Source organism: Enterobacter sp. PL_is514 (assembly GCF_055816715.1).
The window spans coordinates 60,514-74,599 of record NZ_JBVPGN010000026.1; the positions used below are offsets into that span (position 1 = coordinate 60,514).

The window sequence follows — 14,086 nt, forward strand, 5'->3', positions numbered from 1 at the left end:
TACCTTCTTTTTTTATATTGTGCCCAATCTTAGCAGAATATGGGCGATAAATTCCGTTAGCTTAGGCAGTTGACGTAAATCCTGACGCCACAATAAATGCACCGGCCTTGGCGCGGGCGTGAACGGCTCAAGCACGCGCACCAGCCTGCCGCTTGCCAGCTCTTCCGCCACCAGCACTTCCGGTTGCAGCAACAGCCCCGCCCCGGCCCGCGCCGCCATGCGTAAGCCGTAGCCGTCGTTACATCTTAAGATCGCATCCCGCTTCCAGCGCACCTCTCCTTCCACGCCCGGCAGCCGCCACTCGTTACGTGCAGTCCACACCGTGTGCGAAAGACAGAGATGATCCACCAGATCGTCTGGCGTTTGCGGCGTGCCGTGTCGCGCTAAATAGTCCGGTGCGGCGCAGATCACCATGTTGTAGGGGCACAGGTATTTCGCCACCAGATCGTCATTACGAACGTCACCAATGCGAATGGCCAGATCGACGCCCTCCTCCACCAGATCGACCATCCGGTTGGTGAGATCCAGCTCGATGCGTACCTCCGGGTAGCGCTGCAAAAAGGTGGCCGTCAGCGGGGCAATCACGCAGCCGCCAAACGACGTGGGTGCCGTGACGCGCAACGTTCCGGCAGGTGCAGCACGGAGCCGCTCGACTGCATTCTCAGCAATGGAGACCTGCTCCAGCACCCGCTTCGCCTCGTCGAAATAGACGCGTCCGGCATCCGTCAGGCTCTGACGGCGCGTGTTACGCTCCAGCAGGCGGGTACCAAGCTGTGATTCCAGCAGCGCAACGTACTTGCCCACCATCACCGCCGACATCTCCAGCCGTGCCGCCGCACCGGTAAAACTGCCGCTTTCCACCACGGCAATAAACGTCTCCATGCTGCGGAGCTTATCCATATTCCAAACTCCTGGTTAGCAATCTTCTAACTTTAGCCCAGTTTATCTGCATTTTTATTTATTAAAGAATAAAGGCTCACAACAGAAGGAGTCAGCTATGAAAATCGTCATTATTGGTGCCAGCGGTACGGTCGGTCGTGCGGTAACGGAAGAGCTGAGTCGTCGCCACGAGGTCATCCGCGTCGGTCGCACGCAGGGCGACGAGCAGGTGGATATCACCTCGCAGGCGAGCGTCCAGGCGCTGTTCGAGAAAATCGGCCCGGTAGATGCGATTGTGTCCGCCAGCGGTGGCCTCTACTTCGGCCCGCTCGCGACCATGAAAGACAGCGACTTTAACCAGGGGCTGCAGGATAAGTTGCTGGGGCAGGTGCGCCTGGCGCTGACCGGCCAGCACTACCTGAATGAAGGCGGCTCGATTACGTTGATAAGTGGGATCGTGGCGCACGAGCCGATTGCGCAGGGCGTGAACGCCACCACGGTGAATGCCGCGCTGGAAGGGTTTGTTCGCGCGGCAGCCTGCGAGCTGCCGCGCGGGATCCGCATCAACCTGATCAGCCCGACGGTGCTCACCGAATCGGTCGACACGTACGATGGCTTCTTCCCGGGTTTTGAAAGCGTTCCCGCCGCGACCGTGGCGCAGGCCTATCGTCGCAGCGTGGAAGGCGTGCAGACCGGGCGCGTATACAAGGTCGGCTACTGATCCTTACGGGCGGCGATCAGCACCAGCATCGGGCGCTCCGCCTCTTCGGCCAGCGCGGGCCAGGCGTCAATCTGCGCCTGCGTTGGCCCCCACTCGTTGACCTCGCTTATCGTTAATCCAGCCCTGATGAGCGCGTTAAGCGTGGTGCCCAGAGTGCGGTGGTATTTGATCACCCCGTCCGCCAGCCAGTTGCTGACGCGCTGGCCTTCGTCCTGATAATGGTTCACGCCCCAGAACCGCTCGCCGCTATCGTCGGTCAGCCAGCCCTGACGGGAGGCGCAGGTATATATTGGGTGCTCCATCGAAAAGACCAGGCAGCCGCCGGGCTTAAGCGCGCGCTGAACCTTCGCAAACAGGGTATCCAGCTCCGGCAGGTAGTGCAGCGCCAGCGAGCTGTAGACCAGATCGAGGCTGTTCTCGTTGAGCTTAAGTGATTCCAGATCGCTACGCTGATAGTGAATCCGTGCGTCGTCAGTCAGTTCAGCCGCGCGGGCGAGCATCTTTTCTGAGATATCGACCCCCGTGACGTCAGCAGCGCCCAGCTCGCGCGCGGCGCGGCAGAACCAGCCGTAGCCGCAGCCGAGATCGACAACCGATTTGCCGGTTAAATCCGGCAGCATGCTTTTTAGTGCAGGCCACTCTGGCGCGCCGTCCAGACCCTGTACCGAACGCGGAAGCTGGGCGTAGCCTTCAAAAAACGCCGGGTTGTCGTAGATGTTTTGTGCCATGGCAGATCCCTCTTTAAGAATGTGACTCCCAGTATAAAGCATTGCCTGCGGCCTGATGCCCTCACCCCAACCCTCTCCCACAGGGAGAGGGAGAAATGCACATCAACCCACTACGCCCCAAACCAGATTACCCTTATGGAACGTTGCGGTACGCGGGGAAATGCGCGCCACGGCTTCGGCTGAGCAGGAGGCGTCCACCAGCACAAAGCTGGCGTCGTCCTGCGCTTTTGGCCACACGCGTTCGCCCTTGTCGTTCAGCGGCAGCACGTCGCCGGTGGCGATACCGAGCGCCCGGGAGAGCGTCTGCTCATTGGGGCGAATATAGAGCTGCGCATAGAGATTCGCTTTCTCCAGCATGTCCCCCAGTCCGTACGGCGACCAGTGGTCGATTACGCTGTCGGTCCCCGTCATCACGAACACGCCCTTCTCGCGCAGCTGCTTCAGCGGCATATGCAGGGTGCCAATCGGCACTGTGGAGGCGATGGTCACCTGCTGCGCCGCCATGCGGGTGGCGATCTCATCCACCTGCTGCTCGTTGAGCGTCGACAGCGCGAAGGCGTGGCTGATGGTGAGTTTCCCCTTCAGCGCCGGCGTTTTCTCCACGGTTTCGACCATGTAGTTCACCGCCGCCACGCCCGCCGGGCTGGTTTCGTGCAGGTGAATGTCCACCCCTTTGTCGTAGTCCAGCGCAATCTGGAACATCAGATCGAGAGATTTCTCCATCGCGCCGTCGACGTTGGTCGGGTCCAGCCCGCCCACGTAGTGCGCCCCGGCCTGCATCGCCTCGCGCATCAGCTTTTCAGAATTCGACAGCAGCAGCCCGTGCTGCGGGAAGGCGACGATTTCGCAGTCAAAACCAGGTTTGCGGCGCGCCAGGACCGCCTGCAAATTTTCCAGGTTTTTCAGGCCGGAAACCGGCTCAATGTTGCAATGGCTGCGGGCGATGGTGGAGCCTTTCGACTGGATCAGGTCGATCAGCTTTTCCGCACGCTCCTGGGTGTAGGGCTGCAGCTCGGGCAACAGCTTCTGTTCCAGGCGGATCATATCCTGAATCGTGGTGCCCGCCGGGCGGTTGAGCGATCGCCACGGGCCGCCGTAGAAGGTTTTATCCAGGTGGATGTGCATGTCGCGCATTGCCGGGAGCATCAGCTTGTTGCCCGCATCGTAGTGCGGCAGCGAGTCGTCGGCGTGGCGCTTGTTGTCGCGCAGGGCGACGATCTTCCCGTCCTTAATCTCCAGCGTTTTCAGCTCGGTGCGTGTGCCTGTCGCCACGCCGCCGTCGACATTAAACCCGGCCTCCAGCAGCACGTTGTCGAGGTAGTAGTGTTTTGCGGTGATGCTCATCGGTTTGCCGGTCTCGCAGGTTGGCTTTGCGGAGTCAGCAGCATACGCGACGGATCCGGTCGCGCCAAACAGCGCGCAGGCGGTGACCATTTTGCCGCTCTGGCTGATAAACTCGCGGCGGCTTTTGTTTTCACTCATCTTATCTTCCTTCATTCACAATATGGGTGCCGGTTTCTCCACGCAGCGCCGCGGGCAGGCAGTCCGGCGAGGTGATAATCACGCGTTTGCCGCCGTGGTGTAAGAATTCCAGCGAAGCGACGATTTTGGGGAGCATGCTGCCTGCCGGGAAGTGGCCTTCCTCCATATAACGCCTCATCTGCGCCACGTTAACGGTGTCCAGCGCCTGCTGGTTTGGCTTACCGAAGTTGACGCACACCTTTTCCACGCCGGTGGTAATCACCAGCACGTCGGCGCCAATCTCCCGCGCCAGCAGCGCGGTGGAGAGATCTTTATCAATCACCGCGTCGACGCTCTGGTAATCGCCCTGTTCGCTGCGCACCACGGGAATACCGCCGCCGCCCGCGCCGATCACCACGTATCCTTTTTGAGTGAGCGTCTTAATGGCATCCGCCTCGACAATCCGCAGCGGCTGCGGTGAAGCCACCACGCGGCGATAGCCACGGCCGGAGTCCTCAACAAAACGCCAGTCCGGGTGCGCGCGCTGCAGCTCGTCGCGCTGCGCCTCGCTGAAGAACGCACCGATAGGTTTCGTCGGGTGCGTAAAGCCGGGATCGTTTTTATCCACCTCCACCTGCGTGACGACCGTGACCGCTTTTTGCTCCCCGCGCGCGGCCAGGCGGTTGTTCAGCGCCTGCTGGATCAGGTAGCCAATGCCGCCCTGGGTGTCTGCCACGCAGTTTGCCAGCGGCGTGAGGGGAAGCCCCTCCCGCTCGTGGGCAATTTCAGCCCGGCGCAGATCCAGCCCCACCTGAGGGCCGTTGCCGTGGGTAAGCACGATGTCATAGTCGGAGGCCAGCATTTCCAGCACCGACTCTGCCACCGCTTTCACCGCCTGCGCCTGATGTTCAACCGACTGGCTGGCGTTGTCTTTGATAATGCTGTTGCCGCCAATGGCGACAACCATAAGCTCTTTCATACGTGCTCCTTCGCAACGGTACCCGGCGCAGCGCTCGCCGCTTCGCGGCTATCCAGCACATGCTTCACCACAAACATGCCGCCCATCATCAGATACGCGGTGACGAACATCAGCGAACTGCCTTCGGCAAAGCCCACGACCGGGGCGTGGATCACCCCAAACAGCGCCAGCAGCGCCCCACCTGCAGCCGCAACGGCGCCGCGCAGCGGTTTGTTGATGATGGCGAAAATGGCGATACAGCCCCACAGCATGCTGGCGAGCGGTGCCCCGTTCCCCAGATGGACTAATCCCTCGTAGTAGATCCCTTTGCTGTGCAGCACGTCGGTACCGATCTTCGCCGCGCTGGTGCCCGCCGCCCCCATCACGCTGTTCATCATGGTCAGCGCCCAGTTGGCGATCCACGGGAACAGACAGATGAAGATCACGGGTACCTCCACTTTGGGCGTTTCCCTCACCACCTGGTTGGCGGTGACCACGCCGATAAACACCAGAATCGGCACAATGGCGGTCATCGGAATGATGGCGAGCATAAACGCCCCCAGCCCGAACAGCGGCACGATGAACATGGTTACGCCGGAGGCCAGCGTGTAGCCGATGCTCGCGCCCATCGCTTTCCAGCCGGGATGGCCGACGTAGACCGTCACCGGGAACGGGTTCCCCATCAGGCAACCGAGCATGGAGGCCAGACCGTTCGCCAGCATCACCTTGCGCGTCGGGTATTCATCCCCCGCCGCGTGGGCGCTTTCGATGTTTTCCAGGTCAAAGATGTAGTTCGCCAGCCCCAGCGGCACGGCAGAGGCAAGATACGGCAGCGCGTGCGGCAGGCCCTGCAGGAAGCCCTCCACGTGCACCTGCGGCGGGTTAAAGCCGAAGGATGACATGGACGCTTTAATCGCTTCCGGGCTCTGCAGGCCGGAGATCCACGCCAGGGCCGTGCCGGCAATCAGCAGCAGAAGACCGGTCGGGATGCGGGCGAAAATCGGCTTTTTACCAAACCAGTTAATGAAAATCAGCAGCAGCACGATAAACGACACTGTCGGCGCCTCGAACGCCTGCAGCATCGGGTTCATCGCCAGCAGCAGCAGACCCAAACCGGACAGGCACGACAGCAGCACGGTGCGCGGGATCATCTTGCGGATGGTTTCCCCTAAAAACGAGCCGCCCGCGAGGATCATCGCCTCAACAAAGCACCACACCAGGCCAATCTGGATGGCGAACTCCGCATCACCGGTCTGCTGATAGACCGGCATCAGCACCAGGAAGGTCACGGTAAAAATTGACGGCGCGCTGGGGCCGGACGGCAGCGCGGTGACGTCCGTTCGTCCGGTGGCGCGTGCCATCTGCATGCCGAACCAGGCATAGCAAATACTCGCGGTCAGCACCGCCAGCCCGAAGGCCGGCGCGATGCGTCCATAAACAATCTCCTTCGGGATGCCGACGACAAAAATGAGCAGCCCCATCATGGTCAGCAAATTGGTCAGGTTGTTGGTCATCAACCCGAAATACGCCGCCCAGTCACCTCTTTTCCACTCCAGCTTCATGTTTTTCATGGATGCTTGCCTTATAAAAAGTAGCGATCGCGGAAGGTCAACAGCGCCTTTTCAAAACAGCTAAACGGCGGGTGAACGATGCCCGCCCCAATCATGCCGATGCCGGCGTCTTTGTGGGCAATGGCGGTGTTAATCACCGGCAGAATGCCACTGCCCGCGACTCTGGTGATGTCGATGGCGGTCGGGATCCCCATAAACGAGAGCAGCGGAATGGTGACGTTCGGGTTTTCGCCGAGGGTGATTTCGCGCATCTGGCGGGAGAAGTCGATAGCTTCCTCCACCGTGCCGCCCACCAGCGCAACGATTGCCGGGGCCGTCGCCATCGCAAAACCGCCGATGCCGTAGGTTTCGGTGATGGCGCTGTCGCCGATATCCAGCCCGGAGTCTTCCGGCTTATAGCCCGCGAACATCGGGCCGATCACCTGCTGCGCCGGGCCGGTGAACCACTGCCCCGGCAGGCCGGAAATGCGCAGGCCAAACTCGTAGCCGTTGCGCGCCATGGTAGTGACCACGGTGCTGTACTCAATCCCGTGAGCGGCTTCCAGGGCGGCCTTACACATCGCCATCCACGTCGGGCCGGAGAAGTAGTCGCTGCTGGCGACAAACTCAAATACCTCGCGCTGCTGCGCCACCGGATAGCCCGCCTGAATCAGCCCCGGCGTCAGCGCCTGGATCAGCAGCGTGGTGCCCGCGTTGTTGCGGTTGTGGCACTCGTCGCCCATGTGCAGCGCCTGGGCCAGCATCAGCCGCAGGTCGATTTCGCCGATAATCTTCATCGCATCGCGCAGCATCGGACCGAGCACGTCGCGCATCCAGTTCAGGCGGTCGATCACGCTCTGGTCGTTGGCCCCCATGCGCAGGATCTTCGCCATCTGCTCGCTGAGGTTGGTGAAGGCGCGGTTGCCGTAGGTTTTGTTCTCAACGATGTGCATAAACATCGACGCGGAGGTGACGCCCGCCATCGAGCCCACGCAGTCGTGCTCGTGGCACGGCGAGAACGTAATATCCCCGGAGGCGGCAAGCCGTGTCGCGTCGTCCAGATCTTTCGCCAGCCCTTCAAACACCAGCGCCCCGGTGACCGCGCCCTTCATCGCGCCGCACATGTTTTCCCAGGAGACAGGCGGACCGGCGTGCAGAATGGTGGTGCGGGTCATCCCCGGCACAACGTTAATCGCCTGGTCATAGCCCACCAGCACCGGATGGGACTGAATAATGCGCTCAAGCGCAAGCTTATTGGCGGCGGCGATTTTCTCCGCCAGCGGTTTTTTCGCCAGCTGGTCGAGCGCCTCAACGACCTGCATATTGCCCTGCCCCGGCGGCGTCCAGTCGAGCTGGGTGACGGGTACGTGCTGTTTTTTAAGATCGTCGCTGAACATCGCAATGCCGACGTTAATGACGTTCAGCGGCTGGTTGAATAAGGTGGTCATTATGCTTTCTCCCCTTTGCAGACAAATTCGCGTGCCAGTAATCCGGTGTTGGTGCTGCTGCTGGCCCAGATGACGCCTGCGTCGGTCAGCAGCTGGCACTGCTGCGCCAGCGACTGCGGATCCTGGTCGGTGCCGAGCACGTAGCCGAGGATTTCCAGCGGACGGTTATCGGCTTTCGCGATGGTCTGCGCCTCTTTAATGGCGTCGAGCATCACGCCGACCGGATCCTCGTGCGCGCCAAAGCCCAGCACGAAGTCCATCACGATGACGCCGACTTCCGGGTCGCGGGCCTCCTGCAGTAGGCGGCCGATGCGGTTGGTCGGGTCGATCATCGGGTGCGGCTTGCCGTTGGTGAAGTCGTCGTCGCCAAAGTCGAGGAAGGTATGGGCTTTACTGACGCTGACGTCCTGCAGGCGTTTAGCGGGATCCGGCTGGATATTGCTGTAGACGTCGTCGAATTTCGCTAGCGCCGCGAACATCGCCTCGTCGCACAGGGTGCCGCCGCAGAACAGGCCGCGAATGTACTTCTGCTGCGGAGTCAGGCGGGCGCGCACCTCTTCAATCAAAGGCCAGTTGAGCGGATGCAGATCAAGGGACTCTTTTTTGATGCCGGTGAGCAGGACCGCCTTCAGGGCTGCCTCTTTGGTGCCGCGCGCAAACTGCAGGCCGTCCTCATCGGCGGGCGGTTCGCTGCGCCCGAGGAAGCAAACAACCACCGGCTTGCGGCAGGCGCGGGCGCGGGCCAGCACCTTTTCTGCCACGGCAGGCGCCGCTGGTTTGGAGATCAGCGCAATCACCTCTGTGCCCTCGTCGGCTTCCAGCATGTCGATGGCGTCGAGCATCATCAGACCGCCAATTTTCTCGCTGAGATCGCGCCCGCCGGTGCCAATCAGCTGCGATACGCCGCCGCCGAATTCGTGAATGCGCACGCTCAACTCCTGGCTGCCGGTGCCGGATGCGCCGACGATGCCAATCGAGCCGCGGCGCACCGCGTTAGCAAAGCACAGCCCCGCGCCGTTGATGATGGCGGTGCCACAGTCCGGCCCCATCATCAGCAGCCCTTTCTGGTGCGCCAGCTGCTTCAGCGCCAGCTCGTCGTTGAGCGACACGTTATCGGAGAAGAGCATTACGTTGAGATCGTTTTCCAGCGCCTGACGCGCCTCGCGGGCGGCGAAGGTGCCGTTGACGGAAATCACCGCAAGGTTGCTGTCCGGGCGATGGGTTTTGGCGCTGGCAATCGTCGCGTAGCGCGCTTCATGGGAACCTGCGCTCTCTTTACGCGTGAACAGCGCTTCAATAGCGGCCAGCGTTTCATCATTCGCCGCGTCACCTTTAATCACGATCATCAGGTCGCCGTTTTTGGCTTCCGCTAATTCCGGCGTTAATAGCCCGAGGTTTTTTAATACGCCTTTATTCATCTCCGTCGCCATGGCCACAAACGCCTGGTCGACGCCCGGCAATTTATTGGCTTTGGTGGAAACGGACATTAATGACACCGAATCAAAATACGTATTCTTTTTTATAACGATTTTGGTTGGCATTGTTTTCTCCTGAATACGGATAAAAGGGGGCCGCCGTCGTGCAAAATGCACGTCGGTAAAAATATTTTTGAATTAACGGCCAGCCGGAAATGGCTGGCCGAATGCGCTATGCGCCCGCCGCCAGCAGCAGGTCGGCAATCTCAGTGAAGCCTTTCTCCCGCGCCAGCTCGAGCGGGGTTTTGCCATATTTGTCGGTCATGTGCGGGTTCGCGCCGTGATCCAGCAGCAGCTTCACGATCGCCTGCTGCTTTGCGCCGCCGTCGTTTAGTACGATGGCTTCCAGCAGCGGCGTCCAGCCAACAAAGTTGGTGTGGTTGACGTTGATATCGGTTTTTTCCAGCAGCTCGCGTACGATCTCCACGTGCCCTTTTTCACTGGCTGGCGTAATGCCCACGCCGCCAAAGCGCGTCAGGCGGTCGAGATCCGGGTTCGCGGGCAATACCAGCCGCAGGAGAGTTAAATCATTCGTCAGGCAGCTAATGAGGAAAGGGTTAAAGCAGGTCTGGTCCTGTTTATCAATATCCGCTCCGGCGGCAATTAATAACTCTACGCAGGCATAATGTTTTTTCAGGCTGGCAATAATAACGGCGGTTCTTTTCTGGCGGTTGGTGGCGTTAATATCCACGCCTTTCTCCAGGCAGGCTTTTAGCGCATCGCTATTGCCCTCCTCTGCCGCCAGCAGAAATTCAGTAACGAGTTCAGTTGCAGACATATTCAGACTCCTGATGTTTTTATTTCTGTTGACCTGAGAATAGCAACAGCCTGGTCATAAAAGAATCCGCTTAAAAATGATTCATCGACAGTCAATTCATTGTTGAGTTAAAGTCAACAAACCGGTCAAAACGTGCGTCTGTGCAACCTTTTTCTTATGTTTATCCGCTTTTTAGCGCTCGAGACTGCATTATGCTTATGCCTGATGAAGCCTTACGCACCAGGGCTTTAAGCAAAGAGTCAGAACTGTGATCGGCTTCAAATGCGTTGTAACAACGCTGTTAAAATATGTTCAAAACTGATGGCTGAAGGGAGTGAGATATGAATTCCATCTTTACCGAAGAGAACCTGCTGGCCTTTACTACCGCCGCACGCTTCGGCAGCTTCAGCAAAGCCGCCGCCGAGATGGGCGTCACCACGTCCGCCATCAGCTACACCATTAAGCGCATGGAGACCGGGCTGGACGTGGTGCTGTTTGTGCGTAACACGCGCAGCATTGAGCTGACCGAGTCCGGCTTTTACTTTTACCGTAAGGCCACCGACCTGCTTAATGACTTTCACGCCATCAAGCGCGGGATTGATACCATCTCACAGGGCATCGAGGCGCGGGTGCGCATCTGTATTAACCAGCTGTTGTATACGCCGCGCCATACCGCGCGGCTTCTGCAGGTGCTGAAAAAGCAGTTTCCCACCTGCCAGATCACCGTCACCACCGAGGTCTATAACGGGGTGTGGGACTCCATCATCAACAACCAGGCCAATATCGCCATCGGCGCACCGGACACGCTGCTCGACGGCGGCGGGATTGACTACACCGAGATCGGCGCCATCCGCTGGGTCTTTGCCATCGCGCCGGAACACCCGCTGGCCTTCGTCCCGGAACCGATAGCGGAAAGCCAGCTGCGCCTCTATCCCAACATCATGGTGGAAGATACTGCGCATACCATTAACAAGAAGGTCGGCTGGCTGCTGCACGGACAGGAAGCCATTCTGGTGCCGGACTTTAATACCAAATGCCAGTGTCAGATCCTGGGCGAAGGGATAGGTTTTTTACCGGAGTATATGGCGCGGGAAGCGGTGGAAGACGGGCTGCTGGTGACGCGGCGTATCAATAACCCGCGTCAGGACTCGCGCATGCTGCTCGCCACGCAGCATGCCGCGACCGGCCAGGTCACGCGCTGGATCAAACAGCAGTTTGGCCCCCAGGGCGTGCTGACCGGGATCTACAGCGACTTACTCTGGCGCGCTTAGTTCTTACTCTGAACCCAAAAGGCATGGATAAGACCCGGGATGTAGCCCAGCAGCGTCAGAATAATGTTGATAATAAACGCCCAGCCGAAACCTTTGCCCAACAGCACGCCCAGCGGCGGCAACAGGATGGTAAAAACAATACGCCAAAAACCCATATCAAAACTCCGTGCAAGCTAATCCATTGAAAATAATAAAGAGAACTATCTCTAAGCATAGCCAGTTTACCTGTCTGCGCCAGTTCTCTCCCCTGCGTTTACCCTCTTTTACGCTTTTGACGCTGGCGTAATGCGCATAATTACTTTAGCATTATCTTAATTAAGCAAATACTAAACTATCATGACCGAACTCGAACAGCTTCAGGCCAGCGCAGAGCAGGCCGCAAACCTTTTAAAAGCGATGAGCAACCCGCGTCGGCTGCTGATCCTCTGCACCCTGTGCGGCGCCCCCGGCACCAGCGCGGGGGAACTGGCCCGCGCGACGGGGCTAAGTCCTTCCGCCACGTCGCAGCATCTGGCGCGCATGCGTGATGAAGGTCTTATCGACAGCACCCGCGACGCGCAGCGCATTCTCTATTTCATTAAAAACGATGCGGTGCATCAGCTCATCAGCACCCTGAAAACCCTTTATTGCCCGTAAGGAGCCGCCATGTCACTTCCCCTTATTTCACCGCGCGAGGCCAGCGCCCGCATCGCTGAAGGCGCAAAACTGATTGATATTCGTGATGCCGACGAGTACGCCCGCGAGCATATTCCCGCCGCGCGGTCCGTGCCGCTGGATACCTTCCCCGGCGGTCTTAACGTGCAGGCGGGGGATACGTTGATTTTTCACTGCCAGTCTGGTGCCCGCACCTCAGGCAATGCCGACCGCCTTGCGCGGGCCGCCGCGCCCGCTCAGGCATTTGTGGTCGAAGGGGGCATTCAGGGCTGGAAGCAGGCCGGGCTGCCGACCGTCGAAGACAAATCCCAGCCGCTGCCGCTGATGCGTCAGGTGCAAATTGCTGCCGGGCTGCTCATTCTCTGCGGCGTGGTGCTGGGCTATAGCGTCTCCGGCGCTTTTTTCCTGCTCAGCGGTTTTGTCGGAGCCGGGCTGCTGTTCGCCGGTGTGACGGGCTATTGCGGTATGGCGCGACTGCTCAGGGTAATGCCCTGGAACCGGCGTACCTCATAAGCAGTAATCGGTGAAATACGCTGTACCCGGCGTCAGGCGTGGGCTAAGGTGAAGATCGCTAAAACGATGAGGAGGTAATATGTTTTCTGTCGGTGATTATGTGCAACCGCGTAAAGGCGGCCCGAAACTGAAAGTGCTCGAAGTGAACGGTGACAGCATTGTGGCGGTTCAGGCCAGCAATGAGCAAGGCGAGAAATATACTCTGAAAGCTGCCGATGTGGCGCCGTATACCGAAGAAGGCGATTTCGGCGTCTGCTGAACAGCCAGCCGGGCGGCGTGTACCGCCCGGCTCAGCTGTCAGATCAGAAAATCATCCAGCGATTTACCGTTTGCCAGCGCGTTGGCAATAGGCTTCGGCGTGCGGCCCTGGCCGGTCCACGTTTTCTCTTCACCGTTCTGGTCAATAAAACGATATTTTGCTTCACGCGGCTTGCGCTTTTTCGCTGGATTACCCGTCAGCGCCCTTTCAGAGCCCAGAAGGTCAGTCGGTGAAATACCATCGGCTTTCATCAGTTCCAGCAGGGCATTAATTTTTTCCTGCTGTTCAGCACGCTGCTGCTCTAATTCCGCCAGCTCACTCCGTTTCTCTTCAGTAACGACCCTGACCTTTTCCAGCGTTTCCTCAAGAACGTCCAGGGATAATTCACGCGCCATGGCGCGCAGAGTTCGGATATTATTAAGATTCTGTAACGTCAAAGACATATTATTTGAAAACCTTCTCTTTAGGGTAAATAGATAAATCGTCGACAGAATAATTCATTTCCGCTGAAATATCTACCCGTGGGCCCGCCCTGCCAGTAGCGTAAATATGTTTAAATATCACTGCGAATATTATCTTATAACGCCTGCGGGATACGCATGGATTCAATCATCGCATCAATTTAAATGGTCAACTTTAATCAAAATTTCAGCATTCTACGCCTCGCACAAGAGGAACGATTCTCACGCTGGCGCTATAAACACCAACCATATGATTTACCTGAAAAAACAGCCAACCGAGACAGATTATAACGAACCGCATAAAAAACAATCACTTTTAGAGAATTTTGTGGACAAAAGGCGATTAAATAAAAATTAATCACTAGTTGTTAGTTCAAACACAGAGATATACTCTATACACGTCAAACAAACCAACCTAAAGCACTAATCGCTTCAGGAAAATCGTTTCTTTTGTGTTCTTCTCAAGGAGTTCAGACATGTTCTCACCGCAATCACGCCTTCGCCATGCCGTGGCGGATACTTTCGCGATGGTTGTTTACTGTTCCGTTGTGAACATGCTGATCGAAATATTCCTCTCCGGAATGTCCTTCGAGCAGTCACTTTCTTCTCGTCTGGTGGCGATCCCGGTCAATATAATTATTGCATGGCCTTACGGCTTATACCGCGATGCCGTCATGCGTTTTGCGCGTCGTATCAGCCCCGCAGGCTGGGTGAAAAACCTGGCGGACGTCCTGGCCTATGTGACGTTCCAGTCGCCGGTTTACGTGGCCATTCTGCTGACAGTGGGTGCAGACTGGCACCAGATCGCTGCGGCGGTCAGTTCGAATATTGTGATTTCAATGCTGATGGGTGCGGTATACGGCTATTTCCTCGACTACTGCCGCCGCCTGTTTAAGGTCAGCCAGTACAGTCAGGCAAAAGCGTGATGTGAAGCGACTGGCGCACGCCAGT

At 58.3% G+C, this 14,086-nt stretch carries 16 protein-coding genes; 6 read left to right on the forward strand and 10 right to left on the reverse strand.

All coding sequences use genetic code 11. From position 1 onward, the window contains the following. Positions 1 to 12 precede the first annotated feature (12 nt). Positions 13 to 900: a LysR family transcriptional regulator gene (locus AC0TNG_RS03040; protein WP_208763204.1), complete on the reverse strand. Its 888-nt coding sequence runs from the start codon at positions 898 to 900 to the stop codon at positions 13 to 15. Positions 901 to 997: 97 nt separating this feature from the next. Between AC0TNG_RS03040 and AC0TNG_RS03045 the strand changes: the two genes are divergently transcribed. Continuing rightward, on the forward strand, positions 998 to 1,600 hold the full coding sequence (locus AC0TNG_RS03045) for a short chain dehydrogenase (protein ID WP_150147328.1): 603 nt from the start codon (positions 998 to 1,000) through the stop codon (positions 1,598 to 1,600). Here AC0TNG_RS03045 and AC0TNG_RS03050 read toward each other — a convergent pair. From AC0TNG_RS03050 to AC0TNG_RS03080, 7 genes are all read right to left on the reverse strand, one after another. Continuing rightward, positions 1,594 to 2,328 carry a class I SAM-dependent methyltransferase gene (locus AC0TNG_RS03050; protein ID WP_208763205.1) on the reverse strand — a complete coding sequence of 245 codons (735 nt, stop codon included), beginning with the start codon at positions 2,326 to 2,328 and terminating at the stop codon, positions 1,594 to 1,596. The two genes, AC0TNG_RS03045 and AC0TNG_RS03050, sit on opposite strands and share 7 nt — an antisense overlap. Positions 2,329 to 2,430: 102 nt before the next feature. Further along, on the reverse strand, positions 2,431 to 3,810 hold the full coding sequence (locus AC0TNG_RS03055; protein WP_473713280.1) for an amidohydrolase family protein: 1,380 nt from the start codon (positions 3,808 to 3,810) through the stop codon (positions 2,431 to 2,433). 1 nt (position 3,811) lies between these two features. Further along, complete coding sequence (locus AC0TNG_RS03060) at positions 3,812 to 4,768, reverse strand: carbamate kinase family protein (protein ID WP_473713281.1); 957 nt, start codon at positions 4,766 to 4,768, stop codon at positions 3,812 to 3,814. Further along, entirely contained in the window at positions 4,765 to 6,318 is a 1,554-nt protein-coding gene (locus tag AC0TNG_RS03065) for a xanthine permease (RefSeq protein ID WP_473713282.1), read from the reverse strand. Before AC0TNG_RS03065 ends, AC0TNG_RS03060 begins: the two co-directional genes overlap by 4 nt. An 11-nt stretch (positions 6,319 to 6,329) precedes the next feature. Next, on the reverse strand, positions 6,330 to 7,745 hold the full coding sequence (locus AC0TNG_RS03070) for a YlbE family protein (protein ID WP_208763207.1): 1,416 nt from the start codon (positions 7,743 to 7,745) through the stop codon (positions 6,330 to 6,332). Further along, positions 7,745 to 9,286 carry an acyl-CoA synthetase FdrA gene (fdrA, locus tag AC0TNG_RS03075; RefSeq protein ID WP_473713283.1) on the reverse strand — a complete coding sequence of 514 codons (1,542 nt, stop codon included), beginning with the start codon at positions 9,284 to 9,286 and terminating at the stop codon, positions 7,745 to 7,747. Before fdrA ends, AC0TNG_RS03070 begins: the two co-directional genes overlap by 1 nt. Before the next feature lie 106 nt (positions 9,287 to 9,392). Further along, the gene (locus tag AC0TNG_RS03080) at positions 9,393 to 9,998 is read right to left on the reverse strand and encodes an ankyrin repeat domain-containing protein (RefSeq protein ID WP_024907675.1); all 606 of its coding nucleotides are present in this window, start codon (positions 9,996 to 9,998) and stop codon (positions 9,393 to 9,395) included. Positions 9,999 to 10,318: 320 nt separating this feature from the next. Between AC0TNG_RS03080 and AC0TNG_RS03085 the strand changes: the two genes are divergently transcribed. Next, positions 10,319 to 11,248, forward strand: coding sequence for a LysR substrate-binding domain-containing protein (locus AC0TNG_RS03085; protein ID WP_473713284.1), 930 nt, complete (start codon positions 10,319 to 10,321; stop codon positions 11,246 to 11,248). Here AC0TNG_RS03085 and AC0TNG_RS03090 read toward each other — a convergent pair. Then, a complete protein-coding gene (locus AC0TNG_RS03090) occupies positions 11,245 to 11,403 on the reverse strand; it encodes a YqaE/Pmp3 family membrane protein (protein WP_032645235.1) in 159 nt (52 codons plus the stop codon). The genes AC0TNG_RS03085 and AC0TNG_RS03090 overlap by 4 nt on opposite strands. A 181-nt stretch (positions 11,404 to 11,584) precedes the next feature. Between AC0TNG_RS03090 and AC0TNG_RS03095 the strand changes: the two genes are divergently transcribed. The 3 genes from AC0TNG_RS03095 to AC0TNG_RS03105 all read left to right on the forward strand — a co-directional run bounded on the left by AC0TNG_RS03095 (position 11,585) and on the right by AC0TNG_RS03105 (position 12,674). Continuing rightward, entirely contained in the window at positions 11,585 to 11,884 is a 300-nt protein-coding gene (locus AC0TNG_RS03095) for an ArsR/SmtB family transcription factor (RefSeq protein WP_048990873.1), read from the forward strand. 9 nt (positions 11,885 to 11,893) lie between these two features. Beyond that, on the forward strand, positions 11,894 to 12,415 hold the full coding sequence (locus tag AC0TNG_RS03100; protein ID WP_473713285.1) for a rhodanese family protein: 522 nt from the start codon (positions 11,894 to 11,896) through the stop codon (positions 12,413 to 12,415). A 79-nt stretch (positions 12,416 to 12,494) separates the two neighbouring features. Continuing rightward, complete coding sequence (locus AC0TNG_RS03105) at positions 12,495 to 12,674, forward strand: YodC family protein (RefSeq protein WP_023308920.1); 180 nt, start codon at positions 12,495 to 12,497, stop codon at positions 12,672 to 12,674. A gap of 38 nt (positions 12,675 to 12,712) precedes the next feature. Here AC0TNG_RS03105 and stpA read toward each other — a convergent pair whose 3' ends face one another. After that, positions 12,713 to 13,117, reverse strand: a complete 405-nt coding sequence (gene stpA, locus AC0TNG_RS03110) for a DNA-binding protein StpA (protein ID WP_024907680.1) — start codon at positions 13,115 to 13,117, stop codon at positions 12,713 to 12,715. 494 nt (positions 13,118 to 13,611) lie between these two features. Here stpA and alaE point away from each other — a divergent pair, with 494 nt between their 5' ends. Continuing rightward, a complete protein-coding gene (alaE, locus tag AC0TNG_RS03115) occupies positions 13,612 to 14,061 on the forward strand; it encodes an L-alanine exporter AlaE (protein WP_008502567.1) in 450 nt (149 codons plus the stop codon). The last annotated feature ends 25 nt before the right edge of the window (positions 14,062 to 14,086 follow it).

Bases quoted from the DNA above. Each gene is read 5' to 3' on its own strand.
- AC0TNG_RS03040 (WP_208763204.1), bottom strand. From the start codon at position 900: ATGGATAAGCTCCGCAGCATGGAGACGTTTATTGCCGTGGTGGAAAGC.
- AC0TNG_RS03045 (WP_150147328.1), top strand. From the start codon at position 998: ATGAAAATCGTCATTATTGGTGCCAGCGGTACGGTCGGTCGTGCGGTA.
- AC0TNG_RS03050 (WP_208763205.1), bottom strand. From the start codon at position 2,328: ATGGCACAAAACATCTACGACAACCCGGCGTTTTTTGAAGGCTACGCC.
- AC0TNG_RS03055 (WP_473713280.1), bottom strand. From the start codon at position 3,810: ATGAGTGAAAACAAAAGCCGCCGCGAGTTTATCAGCCAGAGCGGCAAA.
- AC0TNG_RS03060 (WP_473713281.1), bottom strand. From the start codon at position 4,768: ATGAAAGAGCTTATGGTTGTCGCCATTGGCGGCAACAGCATTATCAAA.
- AC0TNG_RS03065 (WP_473713282.1), bottom strand. From the start codon at position 6,318: ATGAAAAACATGAAGCTGGAGTGGAAAAGAGGTGACTGGGCGGCGTAT.
- AC0TNG_RS03070 (WP_208763207.1), bottom strand. From the start codon at position 7,745: ATGACCACCTTATTCAACCAGCCGCTGAACGTCATTAACGTCGGCATT.
- fdrA (WP_473713283.1), bottom strand. From the start codon at position 9,286: ATGCCAACCAAAATCGTTATAAAAAAGAATACGTATTTTGATTCGGTG.
- AC0TNG_RS03080 (WP_024907675.1), bottom strand. From the start codon at position 9,998: ATGTCTGCAACTGAACTCGTTACTGAATTTCTGCTGGCGGCAGAGGAG.
- AC0TNG_RS03085 (WP_473713284.1), top strand. From the start codon at position 10,319: ATGAATTCCATCTTTACCGAAGAGAACCTGCTGGCCTTTACTACCGCC.
- AC0TNG_RS03090 (WP_032645235.1), bottom strand. From the start codon at position 11,403: ATGGGTTTTTGGCGTATTGTTTTTACCATCCTGTTGCCGCCGCTGGGC.
- AC0TNG_RS03095 (WP_048990873.1), top strand. From the start codon at position 11,585: ATGACCGAACTCGAACAGCTTCAGGCCAGCGCAGAGCAGGCCGCAAAC.
- AC0TNG_RS03100 (WP_473713285.1), top strand. From the start codon at position 11,894: ATGTCACTTCCCCTTATTTCACCGCGCGAGGCCAGCGCCCGCATCGCT.
- AC0TNG_RS03105 (WP_023308920.1), top strand. From the start codon at position 12,495: ATGTTTTCTGTCGGTGATTATGTGCAACCGCGTAAAGGCGGCCCGAAA.
- stpA (WP_024907680.1), bottom strand. From the start codon at position 13,117: ATGTCTTTGACGTTACAGAATCTTAATAATATCCGAACTCTGCGCGCC.
- alaE (WP_008502567.1), top strand. From the start codon at position 13,612: ATGTTCTCACCGCAATCACGCCTTCGCCATGCCGTGGCGGATACTTTC.